Here is a 17615-nt window from a genome sequence, read left to right on the forward strand (position 1 = left end):
GCGCCCGCGCTGAAGTTGACGCCGCGCTCGACGCGGTCGAGGCGGGCCATGAGGGAACGCTCGTCGCCGTAGGCGGCGGGGAGCAGGACGCGGGCGCAGATGAGTTCGAGCTGGAGGCGGGGCGAGGTGGCGCCGCGCATCTCGGTGAGGCCCTGGTTGACCAGGTCGGCGGCGCGGCTCAGTTCGGCCGCGCCGAAGGTGGACGCCTGGGCCTGCATGCGCTCCAGGACGTCGGCGGGGGCGTCGATGAGTCCCTTGTCGACGGCGTCCGGCACGGCGGCGAGGATCACCAGGTCGCGGAGGCGTTCGAGCAGGTCGGCGACGAAGCGGCGCGGGTCGTTGCCGCCCTCGATGATGCGGTCGACGACCTCGAAGGCGGCCGCGCCGTCACCGGTGGCGAAGGCCTCGACCACGGAGTCGAGGAGGGAGCCGTCGGTGTAGCCGAGGAGGGCGGTGGCCATGGTGTACGTCACACCGTCCGCGCCCGCGCCGGCGAGGAGTTGGTCCATGACCGACATGGAGTCACGGACGGATCCGGCGCCCGCGCGCACCACCAGGGGCAGCACACCGTCCTCGACGGGGATGTCCTCCTTCTGGCACACCTCACCGAGGTAGTCCCGCAGGGTGCCGGGCGGCACCAGCCGGAACGGGTAGTGGTGGGTCCGCGAGCGGATGGTGCCGATGACCTTCTCGGGCTCGGTCGTGGCGAAGATGAACTTGAGGTGCTCGGGCGGCTCCTCGACGACCTTCAGCAGGGCGTTGAAGCCGGCCGACGTGACCATGTGGGCCTCGTCGATGATGTAGATCTTGTACCGGCTGCCCGCGGGGCCGAAGAAGGCCTTCTCGCGCAGTTCACGGGCGTCGTCCACGCCACCGTGGGAGGCGGCGTCGATCTCGATGACGTCGATCGAACCCGGTCCGTTGCGCGCGAGGTCCTGGCAGGACTGGCACTCGCCGCACGGGGTGGGGGTGGGGCCCTGCTCGCAGTTGAGGCAGCGGGCGAGGATGCGCGCGCTGGTGGTCTTCCCGCAGCCACGCGGCCCGCTGAACAGGTACGCGTGATTGACCCGGTTGTTGCGCAGCGCCTGCTGCAACGGGTCGGTGACATGCTCCTGCCCGATGACCTCGGCAAAGGTCTCGGGACGGTAGCGGCGGTACAGCGCGAGAGACGACACGCTTACGAGGTTATAGGCGCGCACTGACAACCGGGCCCGCCGAAAGCCCCCGGCAACGCAGACGCCCCCCACGCACCCGCCAGAGCCGACCTACCCTTGCTGCCTTCCGGCCCTGGGGGAGTTCAGTCAGATAGCGCCGCGTGAGGGGCTACGCAGAGAGTACCCGATCCGGGCCTGCGGGAACGAGTTCGCGAGCACCCTCCTCGGTCATGTAATGTTCCGACCGGAGGATTCGCCTAGAGGCCTAGGGCGCACGCTTGGAAAGCGTGTTGGGGGCAACCCCTCACGAGTTCGAATCTCGTATCCTCCGCCAGTGCCTCACCGGGCACGATGTCGATGGGCCCCACTGTTCGCAGTGGGGCCCTTCGACGTTGTGCGCTCACCGCCCGCGTGCGATCACAAGAAGGTCACAAGGCGGAACAGGCGGACGCCCCCGTCGCCGATCGCCCGGAGAATCGCGCTCTGCGCATTTCACTGGGGGGTGGGAATGAGCGCTTATCGCTTCAATCCGCCGCCGGGCTGGCCCGTGCCGCCCGCGGGGTGGACGCCGCCGGCGGACTGGCGGCCCGATCCGTCGTGGCCGGCCGCTCCGGAGGGCTGGCAGTTGTGGATACCGGAAGGCGGCCCCGCACCTGGCACCCTTGCCGTCGGCCCCGCACCCGGCACCCCTGCCGTCGGCCCCGCACCCGGTGCCCCAGTCGCCGGTCCCACCACCGGCACCCTTGCCGGCGGGCCCACCCCCGGCGGCCCTGTCGGCGGTGCCCCGCCCGCGGTCCCCGCGCCGCGCAAGGGCCGGTTGTTCGGGCGGCGTCGGGCGGAGGCCGTCTCCGAGGCGGAGGAGTTGCGGGCCTGGATCGCGCGGACGCAGGGGCTGGACGCCGAGCGCGTCGCCGGTCTCGTACGGCAGGTCGAGGCGGAGGCCGCGGCGCTGCGGGAGCGGGCGGTCGCCGAAGCCGGTGACGAGGCCCGGGAGATCGTCGAGGACGCGCGGGCGACGGCGAAGGAGATCCTCGCCGACGCGCGCCAAGCGGCCAAGGAGACCGACCGGCTGCGCGAGGACGCCGACCGGCAGCGTGCGGACGTCTCCGCCGCCGAGCGACGGCTCGCCGAACTCCAGGCGCGGATCGTCAACGCCGACGAGACCGCCCTGCTCCAGGAGGCGGGGATCTACGCCTACCGGCATGTCCTCCAGGACGCGATCGCCTACCGCAGCCGCCTGGACACACTCCGGGACGAGATCAAGTCGCTCACCCGCGCGGGCCGGGCCGTGCACGCCACCACGGACTGGACGGTCAACGGCTCCAAGCGCGAGGGCCAGAAGATGGTCCGCGACTTCTCCAAGCTCATGCTGCGCGCCTACAACGCCGAGGCCGACTACGCGGTGCGGTCCATGCGGCCGTACCGGCTCACCTCTCTCGTCGACCGGCTCTACAAGAGCCGCGAGACGATCGCCAAGCTGGGCGCCACCATGCACATCCGGATCAGCGACGAGTTCCACAACGCGCGGGTGCGCGAGCTGGAGCTCACCGCCGACTACCTCCAGAAGAAGGACGAGGAGAAGGAGGCCCAGCGCGAGGCGCGCGCCCGGGAGCGGGAGGAGGCGGCCGTGCAGCGGGAGCTGGACCGGCAGCGCGAGAAGCTGAACAAGGAACTCGGCCACTACCAGGCGGCACTGGAGCGGCTGCGCGAGCGCGGGGACGCGGGCGGTGCCGCGGAGCTGGAGGCCAAGCTGGCCGAGATCGAGGACTCGCTCCAGGACGTCGAGTCCCGTGCGGCCAACGTCCGTACCGGCTATGTGTACGTCATCTCGAACATCGGCGCCTTCGGCGATCGCATCGTGAAGATCGGCATGACCCGCCGGCTCGAACCCCTTGAGCGGGTGTACGAGTTGAGCGGTGCGGCCGTCCCCTTCCGTTTCGACGTGCACGCGCTGATCTTCAGCAAGGACGCGGTCGGCCTGGAGGCGGAACTGCACCGGCACTTCGCGTCCCAGCGGGTCAACCAGGTCAACAGCCGCAAGGAGTTCTTCTACGCCACGCCGGTCGAGGTCCGCGACGCGCTGCACCGGTTCGCCGGGCAGCACCTGATCGAGTTCACCGAGGAGCCCCAGGCCCTGGAGTGGCGGGCGAGCAGGAACGGCGAAGCGGGCGGCACCGCGCGGCCGGGCGGAGCGCTCACCAGGTAGGCCGCGCCGACACACCGCCGTCCACCACCAGATCGTGCCCGGTGATCCAGGAGGCGAGCGGCGAGGCCAGGAAGACACAGGCGTCGGCGACGTCCTCGGGGCGGCCCAGGCGGCCGGTGGGGGCGGCGGCGAGCCAGCGGCGGACGCCGTCCGGCCAGGCGGTGGAGAGGCCCGGGCGGTCGATCAGGCCAGGGGAGACCGTGTTGACGCGGATGCCGTCGGGGCCGTACTCCAGGGCGGCCGCTCGGGCGTGCGTCACCACCGCCGCCTTGGCCGCGCCGTAGTGGGCGTGGCCGGGGGCGGGGTGCCCGGCCTCGATGGAGGCGATGTGGGTGACGGTGCCGCCGCCGTGCCCGCGCATATGGGCCGCGGCGGCCTGGGTGCAGGCGAAGACGCTGGTCAGGTCGGTGTCGACCACCGCGCGCCACTCGGCGGCGGTCATCTGGGGCAGCGGCTGGACCGGCTGCGCGGCCGCGTTGTTGACCAGCGCGGTGAGCCGGCCGCCGGACCACTCCAGGGTGTCGTGCACCAGGCGGTGGCAGGCGTCCTCGTCGGTCAGGTCCGCGCGCAGGACGACCGCCCGGCCGCCCGCCGCCCGGATCCGGTCGGCGGTCTCCCCGGCCGCGGCGGTCGCCGTACGGCAGTGCAGGGCGAGCGCCGCGCCCTGTTCGGCGAAGCGCAGCGCGAGGGCCCGGCCGATGCCGCCGCCCGCGCCGGTCACCAGGGCGGTCTGTCCGTCGAGGAGGCTCATGGGCGGCACAGTCCCCTGATCCGGGCGGCCTCGGCGGGGTAACGCGCCGTGAGGTCCGCGGCGTCCCCGTGCTCGTAGTCCGCGTAGGTGAACCCGGGGGCCGTCGTGCACCCGAAGTGCGTCCAGTCGCCGCCCGGGGCCACCCGCGCCCCCATCCAGGTGCGGGCCGGGACGGTCAGCTGGACCTGCTGGCCGGCGCGCAGATCGGGGCCGAGGACGGCGGTGCGGGTGGTGCCGTCGGGGGCGAGGAGCAGCAGGTCCAGCGGGTCGCCGAGGTAGAAGTGCCAGATCTCGGCGTAGGGCAGGCGGTGCAGGGCGGAGTAGTCGTCCGCCGTGAGCAGGGCCACGATGGCGGCGCCGGCGGGGCGGCCGTCCGCCCGCTCGGGCCCCTCCCAGGTACGCCGGAACAGGCCGCCCTCGCGGGGGATCGGTTCGAGTCCGTAGTGCGCGATCAGCTCGTGCGCAGTCGTCACCCCCGGAAGGCTACCCCCGCGCCACCCCCGCTCTACCCGCGTTCCAGGAACGCGAGTTGGGCGTGCTTCTCGGGCAGGTACACATCGGGGAGGTCCACCTCGGGCAGCACGACGGCGGGGCCGGGCACGAAGCCCTGGCGGACGAAGCGGGCGATCGCCTTGGCGTTGCGGACGTCCGGGTCGACCACCAGCCGCCGCCGGCCGAGGGCGGTCAGCGCGTACGTCGTCAAGGCCGTGAGCAGCGCGGTGGACCAGCCGGGGCGGGCTCCGGCGGGGTCGGCGGGGGCGAGCAGGACATGCACGCCGAGGTCGCCGGGCCGCACCTCGTAGCACTCGCCGACGCGGTCCGCGGCGGGCTCGTACGTCTGGAACAGGGCGGCCGGGGCGCCGTCCTTGGTGACCAGGTGGGCGTGGTGGGTGTCCAGGGTGGCCATATGGGCGTAGATCTCGGCGACCTGGTCGCGGCTGAGGCCGGTCATGCCCCAGAAGGCGGCGCGCTCCTCGCTCACCCAGGCGTGGATCACATCCGCGTCGGCGGCGGGGTCCAGGGGGCGGATGCGGACGGTGCCGAAGCCGTCGACGTGCTGTTCGTACGGCGTCCGGTGCGCGTCAGTGGTCATGCGGGGTGCTCCAGGGTGCGGTCGGGGGTGAGCCGGTTCCAGTCGGTGACGACGGGGGCGAGTTCTCCCCCGAGCCACAGCGGGAGTTGGTCGTGGTGGTGCGGGCTCCCGGGGACGCCGTCGGCGCCGAAGGGCACCACCCAGCGGCTGGCGTCCCGGTCGGCGAGGTCCCATACCCAGCGGGCGGCGGGGCCGCGGGCGGCGCGGTCGGTGAGGCCGGGCACGGCGGAGGTGCACAGCACGCAGTCGTGGTCACCGGCGAGGCCGGGGGTGGCCAGGCCGTCCGGCAGAGCCCCCCAGGGGGCGAGGCGGTGGGTGTCCGACCAGGTGCCGGTGGGGGGTTCGGCGGCCACGGCCTCAAGTGCCCTGCGGATGAGGGCCGGTCGGTCGATGCCGTACAACTCCTCGGCGCGCAGCAGGTGTTCGAGGGCGAATCCGATGCGCGGGACGAGGGCCAGCCAGGGGCGCAGCGCCTCGGGGTACGCCGGAGGTTCGGTGAGCGGCGCGAACGCCGGTTGTGCGGCCAGGAGTTGTACGACCGCGCCGCGCAGCGCCGCGTAGCGGGCCGCGTCGGTGCTGTCGGCGTCCATGCGGCGGTCCCACGCGAGCAGGCTCTCGCGCAGCCGGGTCGCGGCCGGGGTGAGGCCGTCGAGCGCGGCGAGGTGGCCGAGGAGGGGCGCGGCGGAGGCGAGATGGGTGTCGGTGTGGATCGCGGCCATCTCCCCGGCGCTCCAGCGGCCACCGGTGTCGAGCAGGTCGCGGATGCGGTCGGCGCGGTGCGGCGGGGCGAACTCCACGCCGAGCGGGGCGGCCGGGCCGCGCTGGTTGGCCATCACGGCGATGCCGTCCGGGACGGGGGCGTACGGCATCTCGTGCCAGCCGTGCCAGTCGTGGCCGGGGCGCCAGGCGGGCACGGGGTGGAGGCGGTTGGCGCGGGCGCGCAGCGGGACGCGCCCGGCGACCCGGTGCAGGGTGCCGCCGTCGGTGTCGGCCGCCTGGACGACGTTCACCGGCTCGGCCCAGGCGTCCAGGGCCCGGTCGACATCGGCGACGTTCCGCGCGCGCAGGAGCCCGAGCAGCGCGCTGAAGCCGAGGTCCTCCGTGACGCGGGGCGGGTACCGCAGGGCGAGCGCCCCGCCGTCGCCGCCCTCCGGGTCGTACGACGCCTCCGGGCCTCCCGCGATCACCGGCCCCCGCTCCGTCTCGATCACCTCGACCTCGACCGGCGCCTCCCCCGCGACCTCCAGCGTCTCGGTGTGCGCGTGCGCCGGGTGCCAGCGCCCGTCCGGGCCCAGCGCCTCGACGGAGGAGCCCGCGCGGCGCAGGCGTTCGCGGTAGAGGTCCTGGTAGTCGGCCATGGCGTTGGTGATGCCCCAGGCGACCGCGCCCGCGTGGCCGAAGTGCGGCAGGCCGGGGATACCGGGGACGGCGAGGCCGACGGCGTCGAACTCGGGGCAGGCCAGACGGATCTGCTGGTAGACGCCGGGGTCCTCGATGAAGCGGTGCGGGTCGCCGGCGAGCAGCGGCAGGCCGGTGGCGGTGCGGGCGCCGGAGAGCAGCCAGCCGTTGCTGCCCGCGGTGCCGGGGCCGTCGGTGGCGAACAGGCCCACCGCGTCCGGGCCCAGGTGCCGGATCGCCTGCTCGCGCCAGAGCTTGGCCGGGAAACCCGCGAAGAGGAGGTGGGTGGAGAGCCAGACGGCGAGCGGGGTCCAGGGCTCCCAGCGGCCCGGGGTGAGCACGGTGCGGGCGAACTCCGGGGCGCGGCGGGCGCCGGCCGGCAGTCCCTCGTTGACGCCGTCGGCGTACGACCGTACCCAGCGTGCCGTCTCCGGGTCCCGGCGTTCCAGCGCGGCGAAGCAGCGGCGGGCGGTGTCGGCCAGGCGCGACCGGCGGGCGAGGACGTCCCAGGGGACCTCACCGGGGCCGAGGAAGGACGCGGACGTGCCCTGGGCGCGGTGCCGTTCGACCTCCAGCTGCCAGGCCCGGTCGAGCGCGGTGACCCGGCCCTGGGCGCGGGCCAGCGCGTGGATGTCCGCCGCGCGCAGATGGGGGATGCCGAAGGCGTCGCGGTAGGTCTCGCTGGTCACCCCGAGCCCTCCAAATCTTAGGTTAGCCTTGCCTAATTTCCAACGGGGGGAATCGTACGCGACGCGCGATCACCCGCGACGCGGGATCATCGACCCATGGACGTCACCCTGCACCTCGCCCAGGACCCGGCGGCCGACGCGCTGCTCGGGCGCTCGCCCCTCGCCGCGCTCACCGGGATGCTGCTGGACCAGCAGGTCCCGATGGAGTGGGCGTTCAAGGGGCCCCGGACCATCGCCGACCGGCTCGGAGCCGAGGACCTGGACGCGCACGAGATCGCCGCGCGGGACCCGGAGGCGTTCGCCGCGCTGCTCTCCGAGAAGCCCGCCGTGCACCGCTACCCGGGCGCCATGGCCAAGCGCGTCCAGCAGCTGTGCCAGTACCTGGTCGAGCACTACGACGGGGACGCCGAGGCCGTCTGGCGGGGCGTCGGCAGCGGCGCCGAGCTGCTGAGACGCCTGGAGGACCTGCCGGGGTTCGGCCGGCAGAAGGCGCAGATCTTCCTCGCGCTGCTGGGCAAGCAGCTCGGGGTCACGCCCGCGGGCTGGCGCGAGGCGGCCGGCGCCTACGGCGAACCGGAGTCCTACCGGTCCGTCGCCGATATCACCGGACCGGACTCGCTCACCAGGGTGCGCGCCCACAAGCAGGAGATGAAGGCCGCGGCCAAGGCGGCGAAAGCGGCCCGCGGGTAGCCCCGGGAACAGACCCCGCGGCAGCCCCCGGGTACACCTGGTGGCCCACCCGGGTGGCGGACCGCCCGGAGCCGTTCCGAGCATGGAACATGACCGAGGCATCGCAGTACGGACCGGAACGGGGCCGTGAGTACGACGACCAGCGCGTCCACGGCGGACACCCGCCGGGCGCCCCGCACGAACCGCAGGCGCGCCATGAGCGCCATGAGGCCGAACCGCCGGTCGAGGGGCCGCTGCACGCCCTGGCCAAGGCCGCCTGGCAGGTGGTCCTGGTCACCGGGATCGCCTCGCTGATCCTGGGCATCCTGGTCCTGGTGTGGCCGGGCCACTCCCTGGTCGTGGCCGGCGTCCTCTTCGGGCTCTACCTACTGGTCAGCGGCGTGTTCCAACTGATCGCGGCGTTCGGCACGCACCAGGCGACCTCGCTGCGGGTACTGGCGTTCATCAGCGGCGCGCTGTCGATCCTGCTCGGCCTGCTCTGCTTCCGCGGGCCCATGCAGTCGATCCTGCTGCTCGCCCTGTGGATCGGCATCGGCTGGCTGATCCGGGGGGTCACCCACACCATGGCCGCGATCTCCGACCCCCGGATGCCCGCGCGCGGCTGGCAGATCGTGCTCGGCGTGCTGACCTTCGTCGCCGGGATCGTGCTGATCGACTCGCCCTTCCGTTCGGTGGCCGTGCTGACCCTCGTCGGCGGCATCTGGCTGGTCGTCGTGGGCGTCACCGAGATCATCACCGCGTTCCGCATCCGCCACCGGGCGAAGCAGGTGCCGCGGACCGTCTGAACCCGGCCGGACCACGGGACCGGGGGCGCTCACCGCCCCGGTCCGATGGTTGCGCTCACCGCCCCCGGTCCCGCGACCGGTCGTTCACCGTCTGCGGCGCGCGGTCCCGAACAGGGAGCGGGTGATCTCGCGGCCCAGCTGGGTGCCGACCGAGCGGGCCAGGGACTTGAACATCCCGCTGCCGACGACCTGTTCGACCAGCGTGGGCTCCTCCTTCGCCGGGCGCTCGCGCGGGGCCTCGGGCGGCGCCGCCACCGGCGCGGCGGTCAGCCTCTCGTACGCCGACTCGCGGTCCACAGCCTGTGCATAACGGCCGTGGAGCGGCGAGTTCCGTACCGCGTCGTCCAGTTCGGCCGGATCCAGCGGACCCATCAGGGACTCGGGTGCGCGCAGCCGGGTGGCGGCGACGGGGGTGGGGGCGCCGTTCTCGCTGAGCACGGTCACCACCGCCTCGCCGGTGCCCAGGCCGGTGAGCAGTTCCTCCAGGTCGTACGCCGATCTCGGGAAGGTCCGCACGGTCGCCCGCAGTGCCTTCTGGTCGTCCGGTGTGAAGGCCCGCAGCGCGTGCTGGACGCGGTTGCCGAGCTGGCCGAGGACGTCGGCGGGCACGTCCTTCGGGGTCTGGGTGACGAAGAAGACCCCGACGCCCTTGGAGCGGATCAGCCGCACGGTCTGGGTGATCGAGTCCAGGAACGCCTTGGACGCGCCGTTGAACAGCAGATGCGCCTCGTCGAAGAAGAACACCAGCTTCGGCTTGTCGGCGTCGCCGATCTCGGGCAGGTCGTGGAAGAGGTCGGCCAGCAGCCACATCAGGAAGGTGGAGAAGAGCTGCGGTCGGTCCTGTACGGCGGGGAGTTCGAGGACGGAGACGATGCCCCGGCCGTCGTCCGCCGTCCGCAGGAAGCCGGCCGTGTCGAACTCCGGCTCCCCGAAGAAGTCCGCCATGCCCTGCGCCTCGAAGGCGGTCAGGGAGCGCAGGATCACCCCGGCGGTGGCCGTGGAGAGCCCGCCGATGCCCTTCAGCTCGGGTCTGCCCTCGTCGGAGGTGAGGAAGGCGACGACCGCCCTGAGGTCCTTGAGGTCGATCAGCTCCAGGCCCTTGGTGTCGGCGTAGTGGAAGATCAGGCCGAGGGACTGCTCCTGGGTCTGGTTGAGCCCCAGCACCTTGGACAGCAGCACCGGCCCGAAACTCGTGACCGTGGCGCGCACCGGGATGCCGTGGCCGAGACCGCCGAGCGCGTAGAACTCCGCCGGGAACCCGGCCGGGGTCCAGCTCTGGCCGACCTCACCGGCCCGCTGCCGTACCCGGTCGTTCTCCTGGCCGGGGCGCGCGATGCCGGACAGGTCGCCCTTGATGTCCGCGAGGAACACCGGCACCCCCTGCGCCGACAGCTGTTCGGCGATCAGCTGGAGGGTCTTGGTCTTGCCGGTGCCGGTGGCGCCCGCGACCAGGCCGTGCCGGTTGAGCATGGGCAGCGGGACGCGGATCGGGGCGTCCGCGTGGCAGCCGCCGTCCCACAGCAGGGCGCCGAGGTCGAGGGCGGGTCCGGAGAAGGCGTATCCGGCGGCGATCCGCCGGGCCGGGTCGGGGAGCCCGCCGGGGCCCCGGGGGTCCGCGCCGGGGCCCGTGTCGCGGTCCGCACCGGGGCCCATGTCGCGGTCCGCTCCGGGGTCCGCGCCGGGCGCTGCGTCGCGGTCGCTCATCCGGTCCCCTGTTCCTTCGCCACGGCCCCCGTCGCCGATCGACGGCTTTTGTTCCTTTTGTGGAACCTTTTCAAGCGTCGCACTCCGGCGCCATGGCTGCGCCCGGAACGTCTGGGCCGGTAGGCTTTCCGTGTGATCTTCAAGCGCATCGGAAACGGCCGGCCGTACCCCGATCACGGCCGGGAAAGCACCCGGCAGTGGGCGGACGTCGCGCCGCGCCCGGTCCGCCTCGATCAGCTCGTGACGACCAAGCAGCAGCTGGACCTGGAAACCCTGCTCGCGGAGGACTCGACGTTCTACGGCGACCTCTTCGCGCACGTCGTGAAGTGGCAGGGCGATCTCTACCTGGAGGACGGCCTGCACCGCGCGGTGCGCGCGGCGCTCCAGCAGCGCCAGGTGCTGCACGCGCGGGTGCTCGAACTCGGCTGACCGGACCGTTCGGCCGAGCCTCGCCGCTGCGCCGATCGGCCCTGTGGCGGGCGCCGATTGACCCTTTCGGGTTCCACTGAGCGCCCTCGACTGATCATCTAATAGGCATCCCCGCCCCGGCGCACTACGCTGCGTTCATGAGCATGCTGACTCCCCCCGGCATGGGCGGCAAATACCGGATCACGGGGACGAAGTACCCCCGGATGCGCCGGCCCCGGCGGCGAGGCCGGCTGGTCGCGGCCGTACTGGCCTCCGTGTGCACACTCGGTCTGCTCGGCTGGGGCACGCTGGAGCTCATCGACGTCTTCAGCGGGGGCGGATCGACCGCCGACGCCGCGAAGCGCTGCCCGGCCAAGGGCAAGACCGACGCGGCGCAGGCCGCGACCGCGCACGGCGGGAAGGTGCTGCCCCCGCCCGGCCGCATCACCGTGAACGTCTTCAACGCCACCGCCCGCACCGGGCTCGCCAAGGACACCGCGGACCAGCTGAAGAAGCGCGGGTTCAAGATCGGCGACGTCGGCAACGCCGGTGCGGACTACGACAAGAAGGTGAAGGGCGCGGGAGTGGTCCTCGGGCCGACGTCCGCGGTCGACACGTCCCTGCCGGTGCTCGGCGCACAGGTCGCGGGCGCGGAGCAGCGCCCCGACGGGCGCAAGGGGGCCACGCTCGACCTCATCCTCGGGGACGGGTTCAAGGGGCTGGTGAAGCAGGCTGACGCGGACAAGGCGGTGACCGCCCTGACCGCGCCGACGACTGCCGTCGGCTCGCCGGAAAAGAAGGGGTGCTGAGGCTTCGTCGTCGGGTGCGGTTCCGACGTGGCTGATCGCGCGGTTCCCCGCGCCCCCACGGGGCGCGGGGAAAACTCCCGCTACTCCGCCGCGCCGTACAGCCGGTCGCCCGCGTCGCCCAGGCCCGGGATGATGTAGCCGTGCTCGTTGAGGTGGTCGTCGACCGCCGCCGTCACCACCGTCACCGGCGTGCCCGCCAGTTCGCGCTCCATCAGCTCGACGCCCTCGGGCGCGGCCAGCAGGACCACGGCCGTGACGTCGTCCGCGCCGCGCCGGATCAGCTCGCGGATGGCGGCGACCAGGGTGCCGCCCGTGGCCAGCATCGGGTCGAGGACGTAGACCTGGCGACCCGAGAGGTCCTCCGGCATCCGGGTGGCGTACGTGGAGGCCTCAAGGGTCTCCTCGTTGCGGATCATGCCCAGGAAGCCCACCTCGGCGGTCGGCAGCAGCCGGACCATGCCGTCGAGCATGCCGAGACCGGCACGCAGGATCGGCACCACGAGCGGGCGGGGGCGGGCGAGCTTGACGCCGGTGGTGCGGGCGACCGGCGTGTCGACGTCGACGATCTCGGTGCGCACGTCCCGCGTGGCCTCGTAGGCGAGCAGGGTGACCAGTTCGTCGGCGAGCCGGCGGAAGGTCGCGGAGTCGGTGCGCTGGTCGCGCAACGTGGTGAGCTTGTGAGCGACCAGGGGGTGGTCGACGACGTGGAGGCGCATGCCCATAACGGTACCCGCGCCCCGGACCGGTCCGCGCTGGCGTCAAACCGGCCGTCCGGGGGAAGGTGACAGGGACGGACTGGGGTGGTGTGACGTGTCTGACCTGCCTGATACTCCCGACGACGCGTACGGGTCCAGGGCCACGGGGCCCGAGACCGAGGCCGAACGGCGCCGTCGCAGAGCCCGGTTCCTGCGCGAGCTGGCCGAGGCCCGTGCCCTGCGCGAGCGGGTCCAGCCGCGACGCGCCAAGGCGGCCCGATTGCGCCACGCGATGCGGATGCGGACCTTCCGTTGGTAAGGCCGGGGCCATGAGCTGGGACCCCTGGGCAAGAAGCGGGTGAGGAAGATCGCCGGCCGGGCCGGAGTTTCCGAGGTGGGCGTGCGTGAGCGTCTCGCAAAGCCGCGTACGATCCGCAGGTGGCCGCAATGAGAGCGCTGGTGACTCTGTGACGATTCACGCTCGAAACCGCCAGACACAGGGAGCCGAAGACGTCCCCTGAACGCCTTGTTTCTGCCACGATTCCGAGTGGGTGGGGCTCGGAGCCCAGCTCTCTCCGCCCAAGAACCTCCGCCGGGGGGACCCCCAACCGGCACGCCTATGACCAGTGGGAGAGTCACGGTGTACTTCGCCGCACTGCTCGCGCGCACCGAAGACGGGTGGAAAGCGAGCGACACAGAGCTCGACGATGTGGAGACCCTGTCGGATCTGGCCGACCTGGCCCGTGAATCCTCTCCCGAGGAGGACACGGTGCTCGTCCTGATCGAGCAGGAGGACGCGTGGTTCGGCGTCGTCCGCGTGGACGGGGAGGAAGACCCCCGCATCTACGTCTCGGACGCGGCCGCCGCCGCCCGCAGCGCCTACGGGGAGCTGCTGCTCACCGATGAGCTGCTGGGCCGGGAGCCCGGCGCCGCCGACGGCCCCGACCTGGACGAACTCGACCTCGACGGCACCGAGGACGGCGAGTCCGAGGCCGATGACGACGACGGGGACGAGGAGGGCGGCACCGGCGACGCGGTGCCGCACAGCCCGGTCGGCGACAGCGAGATCCTCGACGACCTGGGCATCAGCGAGAAGGAACTGCGCACCCTGGACGCCGAGGACGCGCTCGGTTCCATCGCCGAGGCCCTGGGCGCCTCGGAGGTGCTGGAGACCGTCCGCTGACCGCGGGACGACCGGTGGGTGACACCCGTGCGGCGCCGGACCCGGTGCGCGACCCCTGGCGGGACGCGATGCGGCTCGCCCTGGCCGAGGCCGAGGCCGCCGTCCGGGGCGGGGACGTCCCCGTCGGCGCCGTCGTCCTGTCCCCGGACGGTACGACGGTGCTCGCCACCGGGCACAACGAGCGCGAGGCCACCGGCGATCCCACGGCCCACGCCGAGGTCCTGGCCATCCGGCGGGCCGCCGCGCGCCTCGGCGAGTGGCGGCTGACCGGCTGCACGCTCGTGGTCACCCTGGAGCCCTGCACCATGTGCGCGGGCGCGCTGGTGCAGTCCCGGGTGGACCGGGTGGTCTACGGCGCCCGGGACGACAAGGCGGGCGCCGCGGGCTCGCTGTGGGACGTGCTGCGCGACCGGCGGCTCAACCACCGCCCGGAGGTCGTCGAGGGCGTCCTCGCGGGGGAGTGCGCAGCCCTGCTCACGGAGTTTTTCCGGGGTCGCTGAATACCGATTTCGAACCACGCCCCACCGTGCTGTAAGGTCTCCCTCGGTAGCGTGTCCGAGCGGCCGAAGGAGCTCGCCTCGAAAGCGAGTGTGGCGCAAGTCACCGAGGGTTCAAATCCCTCCGCTACCGCTTCCGAAAGGGCCCCGTCGCAAGACGGGGCCCTTTCCGCATACGCCCAAATCGCCTTGCGCGGCGGGCCGTTGGTCCCCGATAAAGGGGTGAACGTTACACTCGCCGCCGGCAGGCAGGGGCCCATCGGGCCATGGACACACGGGAGGGCCGCGGTGGCGGTGAACGCCAAGAAGATCGTTCTGTACGCGCTCGTGGTCTTCGTGCTGTACGTGATCATCACGGACCCGGCCAAGGCGGCCAGCTATGTCCAGATAGGCTTCGAGGGCATATCGGACGCGGCCAGGGCCATCGGGGACTTCATGACCTGGGCCGCCAACGGAGGAAAGAACTGAGGTACTCCGCATGATCCGCCACCTGGTCCTGTTCAAGCTCAACGAGGGCGTCGAGCGCGACGATCCGCGGGTCGTGGCGGGCGTGGCGGCCTTCCGGGCGCTGCCGGAGCAGATCGAGGAACTGCGTTCCTGGGAGTGCGCCTGGAACATCACCGACCGGCCGATCGCCTACGACTTCGCGATCAACTCGGCGGTCGAGGACACCGGTGCCCTCCAGCGCTATCTGGAGCACCCGGCCCACCAGGCGGGCGTCGCCCTGTGGCGTGAATTCGCCACGTGGGTGATCGCGGACTACGAGTTCTAGACCCCCTTCCCGCCCAGCTTTTCCTGAGCCTCCCGCCGTGCAGGCGGGGGGCTTTCGTGCGTTCCACGCCTCAACTTGTCAATGTTTGAACACAACACGGCGTTATCCGGTGCTTGCACACAGTGCACATGTCTTGTGATGCTATGACCGCTTTTGACGGATGATTGACCGAAGAGGTGGCGTTGACCGTGCCGGCCAGTACTGCGCCGCCCCAGGAGGAGGCCCCCGTCCCCGCCTCTGTGCCCCCAGGGAAACGCCGCGGCGCGGACACCCGGGCCCTGACCCAGGTGCTCTTCGCCGAGCTGAAGGAGCTCGCGCCCGGCACTCCGGAGCACAACCGCGTGCGGGGCGCGCTGATCGAGGCGAACCTCCCGCTCGTGCGCTACGCCGCCGCCCGCTTCCGCTCCCGCAACGAGCCCATGGAGGACGTGATCCAGGTCGGCACCATCGGTCTGATCAACGCCATCGACCGCTTCGACCCGGAGCGGGGCGTGCAGTTCCCGACCTTCGCCATGCCGACCGTCGTGGGCGAGATCAAGCGGTACTTCCGGGACAACGTCCGCACCGTGCACGTACCGCGCCGGCTGCACGAGCTGTGGGTGCAGGTCAACAGCGCCACCGAGGACCTGACCACACTGCACGGCCGCTCCCCCTCCACCGCCGAGATCGCCGAGCGGCTGCGGATCAGCGAGGAGGAGGTGCTCAGCTGCATCGAGGCGGGCCGCTCGTACCACGCCACCTCCCTGGAGGCCGCGCAGGAGGGCGACGGGATGCCCGGGCTGCTGGACCGCATCGGCTACGAGGACCCGGCCCTGGACGGCGTGGAGCACCGCGACCTGGTCCGCCACCTCCTGGTCCAACTCCCCGAGCGCGAACAGCGGATCCTGCTGCTGCGCTACTACAGCAACCTCACCCAGTCGCAGATCAGCGCGGAACTCGGCGTCTCCCAGATGCATGTCTCGCGCCTGCTCGCCCGCAGCTTCCAGCGGCTGCGCTCGGCGAACCGCATCGACGCCTAACCGGTGACCGCAACCGGGCCGTGGTCACGGCCGCCCCACAAGCGGTCCGGCGTATAACAGAGCCCCGGGCGCATACCGGGCAAGTCGGTGGTCGCACAGTGGGCGCACCGAAGCACACACCCGAACAGCTCTGCATCGCAAACCCGATCGAGCGCTCACCGCCGCGAGCGATTCGCTCACCAGGGCTGTTTCCGGAGTTGAGGACCCGAAAGCCCGTCAGACCCCTTTTATCCAGCGGTGATTCGGATCTTCCGTGTCGACATGTCTCTACAGCGCGTTGCCGACATGTGACATTCTGCGGAAGACGCGTTTGCCGGGGCCTCGGCACCGGTATTCAGGTGAAGGCTGCGTTGCTCGACCGACGGCGCGGCCGCGACCGTCCCGCGACCCGAAGGGGGTGGCATGTCCGCAGAACAGGGCAGCTCGAAAGTGCTGACGCCCGCGAAGAGCGAGGCGGCGCCCAAGGAGCTCGACGCACTCGACGTCCTCGACGGCATCGAGGTCGTCACGACCCTCGACGCCGTGCCTGCCCCGGCCACCCCGCCGACGGGCGAGGCCATCGACACCCGCACCCTGTCCCGCTCCCTGTTCCTGCGCCTGGCCGCGCTGGACGAGAACAGCCCCGAGCGCGCCTACGTCCGGGACACCCTGATCGAGCTGAACCTGCCGCTGGTCCGCTACGCGGCGGCACGTTTCCGCTCGCGCAACGAGCCGATGGAGGACATCGTCCAGGTCGGCACCATCGGCCTGATCAAGGCGATCGACCGCTTCGACTGCGAACGGGGCGTGGAGTTCCCGACGTTCGCGATGCCGACGGTGGTCGGCGAGATCAAGCGCTTCTTCCGCGACACCTCCTGGTCGGTGCGGGTGCCGCGCCGCCTCCAGGAGCTGCGCCTGGCCCTCACCAAGGCCAGCGACGAGCTGTCGCAGAAGCTGGACCGCTCCCCCACGGTGACCGAACTGGCCGCCGTCCTCGGTGTCTCCGAGGAGGACGTGGTCGACGGCCTCGCGGTCGGCAACGCGTACACCGCCTCCTCGCTGGACTCCCCGGCTCCGGAGGACGACGGCGGCGAGGGCTCCCTGGCCGACCGGCTGGGCTACGAGGACACCGCCCTCGAAGGCGTGGAGTACCGCGAGTCCCTCAAGCCGCTGCTGGCCAAACTCCCGCCCCGGGAGCGGCGGATCATCATGCTGCGCTTCTTCGCCAACATGACGCAGTCGCAGATCGGCGAGGAGGTCGGCATCTCCCAGATGCATGTCTCCCGGCTGCTCACCCGGACCCTGTCCCAGCTGCGCGAGGGTCTGATCTCGGACTGAGGGTTCCCCTCTGACGGAGCGTCAGTCACCATGGCCGGATGCTTCGTCACGGGACGCTTCGTTCGACGACATGGTCACCCGGCCGCCGGCGCGCCCTCGCGGGAGCCTCGGCGGCCGTCGTGTGCCTGGGCGCGGCCCTCGGGGCGTGCGCCGGCTCGGGCGGCGGGGGCGGCTATGTGGCGGTGGGCGGCGCGGGACACTCGGGCCCGGTCGACGCGAGCCCCACGGGATCGGTGACGATGGTCCCGCTGGACGGGCCGAAGGGCGGGGGGACGACTTCTCCGGGCACCGCCGGCTCCCCGTCGGGCGCCACCGGCTCCGGACCCGGTCCCGCGCAGGCCGACAACGGCCCCGTCCCGAGCACGCCGGACCGCCCCTCCCCGACCGGCACGAGCACGGGCGCGGGTGCGAGCCCGGGCTCGTGCCGGTCGGGGAGGGGCGGTCC

19 protein-coding genes, 2 tRNA genes, 1 other RNA gene and 1 pseudogene are annotated in these 17615 nt (G+C 72.4%); 14 read left to right on the forward strand and 9 right to left on the reverse strand.

All coding sequences use genetic code 11. The annotated features are described in order from the left end of the window. Together CCN72_RS16210 and ffs are read right to left on the reverse strand one after the other, a co-directional pair. Positions 1-1175, reverse strand: a 1175-nt coding sequence (locus tag CCN72_RS16210; protein ID WP_244174253.1) for a DNA polymerase III subunit gamma and tau, incomplete at its 3' end; no start/stop codon positions are given. A gap of 57 nt (positions 1176-1232) precedes the next feature. Further along, positions 1233-1327: signal recognition particle sRNA small type (gene ffs, locus CCN72_RS16215), an RNA gene on the reverse strand. A gap of 73 nt (positions 1328-1400) precedes the next feature. Between ffs and CCN72_RS16220 the strand changes: the two genes are divergently transcribed. Both CCN72_RS16220 and CCN72_RS16225 read left to right on the forward strand, forming a co-directional pair. Beyond that, positions 1401-1488: transfer RNA gene (locus CCN72_RS16220), tRNA-Ser, on the forward strand. Positions 1489-1662: 174 nt separating this feature from the next. Continuing rightward, complete coding sequence (locus CCN72_RS16225) at positions 1663-3360, forward strand: SNIPE associated domain-containing protein (RefSeq protein WP_086808135.1); 1698 nt, start codon at positions 1663-1665, stop codon at positions 3358-3360. Here CCN72_RS16225 and CCN72_RS16230 read toward each other — a convergent pair. Genes CCN72_RS16230 through CCN72_RS16245 form a run of 4 tightly spaced genes read right to left on the reverse strand, consistent with a single transcriptional unit; the run spans position 3350 to position 7291 of the window. Next, positions 3350-4111: an SDR family NAD(P)-dependent oxidoreductase gene (locus CCN72_RS16230; RefSeq protein ID WP_086808143.1), complete on the reverse strand. Its 762-nt coding sequence runs from the start codon at positions 4109-4111 to the stop codon at positions 3350-3352. The genes CCN72_RS16225 and CCN72_RS16230 overlap by 11 nt on opposite strands. Further along, the gene (locus CCN72_RS16235) at positions 4108-4584 is read right to left on the reverse strand and encodes a cupin domain-containing protein (protein ID WP_086808136.1); all 477 of its coding nucleotides are present in this window, start codon (positions 4582-4584) and stop codon (positions 4108-4110) included. The genes CCN72_RS16230 and CCN72_RS16235 overlap by 4 nt, the downstream gene beginning before the upstream one ends. 32 nt (positions 4585-4616) lie before the next feature. Further along, a complete protein-coding gene (locus tag CCN72_RS16240) occupies positions 4617-5204 on the reverse strand; it encodes a GNAT family N-acetyltransferase (protein ID WP_086808137.1) in 588 nt (195 codons plus the stop codon). Next, positions 5201-7291, reverse strand: a complete 2091-nt coding sequence (locus tag CCN72_RS16245) for a penicillin acylase family protein (RefSeq protein ID WP_086808138.1) — start codon at positions 7289-7291, stop codon at positions 5201-5203. Before CCN72_RS16245 ends, CCN72_RS16240 begins: the two co-directional genes overlap by 4 nt. 96 nt (positions 7292-7387) lie before the next feature. Between CCN72_RS16245 and CCN72_RS16250 the strand changes: the two genes are divergently transcribed. Together CCN72_RS16250 and CCN72_RS16255 are read left to right on the forward strand one after the other, a co-directional pair. After that, entirely contained in the window at positions 7388-7981 is a 594-nt protein-coding gene (locus CCN72_RS16250) for an HhH-GPD-type base excision DNA repair protein (RefSeq protein WP_086808139.1), read from the forward strand. A gap of 89 nt (positions 7982-8070) precedes the next feature. After that, entirely contained in the window at positions 8071-8766 is a 696-nt protein-coding gene (locus CCN72_RS16255) for an HdeD family acid-resistance protein (protein ID WP_086808140.1), read from the forward strand. An 84-nt stretch (positions 8767-8850) separates the two neighbouring features. On the opposite strand, the gene CCN72_RS16260 is transcribed toward CCN72_RS16255, so the two are convergent. Beyond that, positions 8851-10419, reverse strand: coding sequence for a helicase HerA-like domain-containing protein (locus tag CCN72_RS16260; protein WP_086808144.1), 1569 nt, complete (start codon positions 10417-10419; stop codon positions 8851-8853). A gap of 183 nt (positions 10420-10602) precedes the next feature. Here CCN72_RS16260 and CCN72_RS16265 point away from each other — a divergent pair, with 183 nt between their 5' ends. Further along, positions 10603-10899, forward strand: a complete 297-nt coding sequence (locus CCN72_RS16265; RefSeq protein ID WP_003986294.1) for a type II toxin-antitoxin system VapB family antitoxin — start codon at positions 10603-10605, stop codon at positions 10897-10899. A gap of 137 nt (positions 10900-11036) precedes the next feature. Beyond that, entirely contained in the window at positions 11037-11687 is a 651-nt protein-coding gene (locus CCN72_RS16270) for a LytR C-terminal domain-containing protein (protein ID WP_244174254.1), read from the forward strand. Between the two features lie 80 nt (positions 11688-11767). On the opposite strand, the gene upp is transcribed toward CCN72_RS16270, so the two are convergent. Further along, complete coding sequence (gene upp, locus CCN72_RS16275) at positions 11768-12403, reverse strand: uracil phosphoribosyltransferase (RefSeq protein ID WP_085568627.1); 636 nt, start codon at positions 12401-12403, stop codon at positions 11768-11770. 94 nt (positions 12404-12497) lie between these two features. Here upp and CCN72_RS16280 point away from each other — a divergent pair, with 94 nt between their 5' ends. From CCN72_RS16280 to CCN72_RS16315, 8 genes are all read left to right on the forward strand, one after another. Next, positions 12498-12701 carry a hypothetical protein gene (locus tag CCN72_RS16280; protein ID WP_086808142.1) on the forward strand — a complete coding sequence of 68 codons (204 nt, stop codon included), beginning with the start codon at positions 12498-12500 and terminating at the stop codon, positions 12699-12701. 321 nt (positions 12702-13022) lie between these two features. Next, on the forward strand, positions 13023-13565 hold the full coding sequence (locus tag CCN72_RS16285; RefSeq protein WP_085565532.1) for a tRNA adenosine deaminase-associated protein: 543 nt from the start codon (positions 13023-13025) through the stop codon (positions 13563-13565). Between the two features lie 68 nt (positions 13566-13633). Next, complete coding sequence (gene tadA, locus CCN72_RS16290) at positions 13634-14065, forward strand: tRNA adenosine(34) deaminase TadA (RefSeq protein WP_232986452.1); 432 nt, start codon at positions 13634-13636, stop codon at positions 14063-14065. Between the two features lie 45 nt (positions 14066-14110). Continuing rightward, positions 14111-14195: transfer RNA gene (locus tag CCN72_RS16295), tRNA-Ser, on the forward strand. Between the two features lie 155 nt (positions 14196-14350). Beyond that, a complete protein-coding gene (locus tag CCN72_RS16300; protein WP_037650636.1) occupies positions 14351-14530 on the forward strand; it encodes a hypothetical protein in 180 nt (59 codons plus the stop codon). Positions 14531-14540: 10 nt separating this feature from the next. Next, complete coding sequence (locus CCN72_RS16305; RefSeq protein ID WP_046424643.1) at positions 14541-14834, forward strand: Dabb family protein; 294 nt, start codon at positions 14541-14543, stop codon at positions 14832-14834. A 182-nt stretch (positions 14835-15016) separates the two neighbouring features. Next, the gene (locus CCN72_RS16310; RefSeq protein ID WP_086808145.1) at positions 15017-15853 is read left to right on the forward strand and encodes an RNA polymerase sigma factor SigF; all 837 of its coding nucleotides are present in this window, start codon (positions 15017-15019) and stop codon (positions 15851-15853) included. A gap of 402 nt (positions 15854-16255) precedes the next feature. Beyond that, entirely contained in the window at positions 16256-17170 is a 915-nt protein-coding gene (locus CCN72_RS16315; protein WP_037650631.1) for an RNA polymerase sigma factor SigF, read from the forward strand. Between the two features lie 172 nt (positions 17171-17342). Here CCN72_RS16315 and CCN72_RS39980 read toward each other — a convergent pair. Continuing rightward, positions 17343-17615, reverse strand: a pseudogene (locus tag CCN72_RS39980) (hypothetical protein); the annotation flags it as partial.

This window comes from Streptomyces murinus (assembly GCF_002154555.1).
GTDB lineage: Bacteria > Actinomycetota > Actinomycetes > Streptomycetales > Streptomycetaceae > Streptomyces > Streptomyces murinus.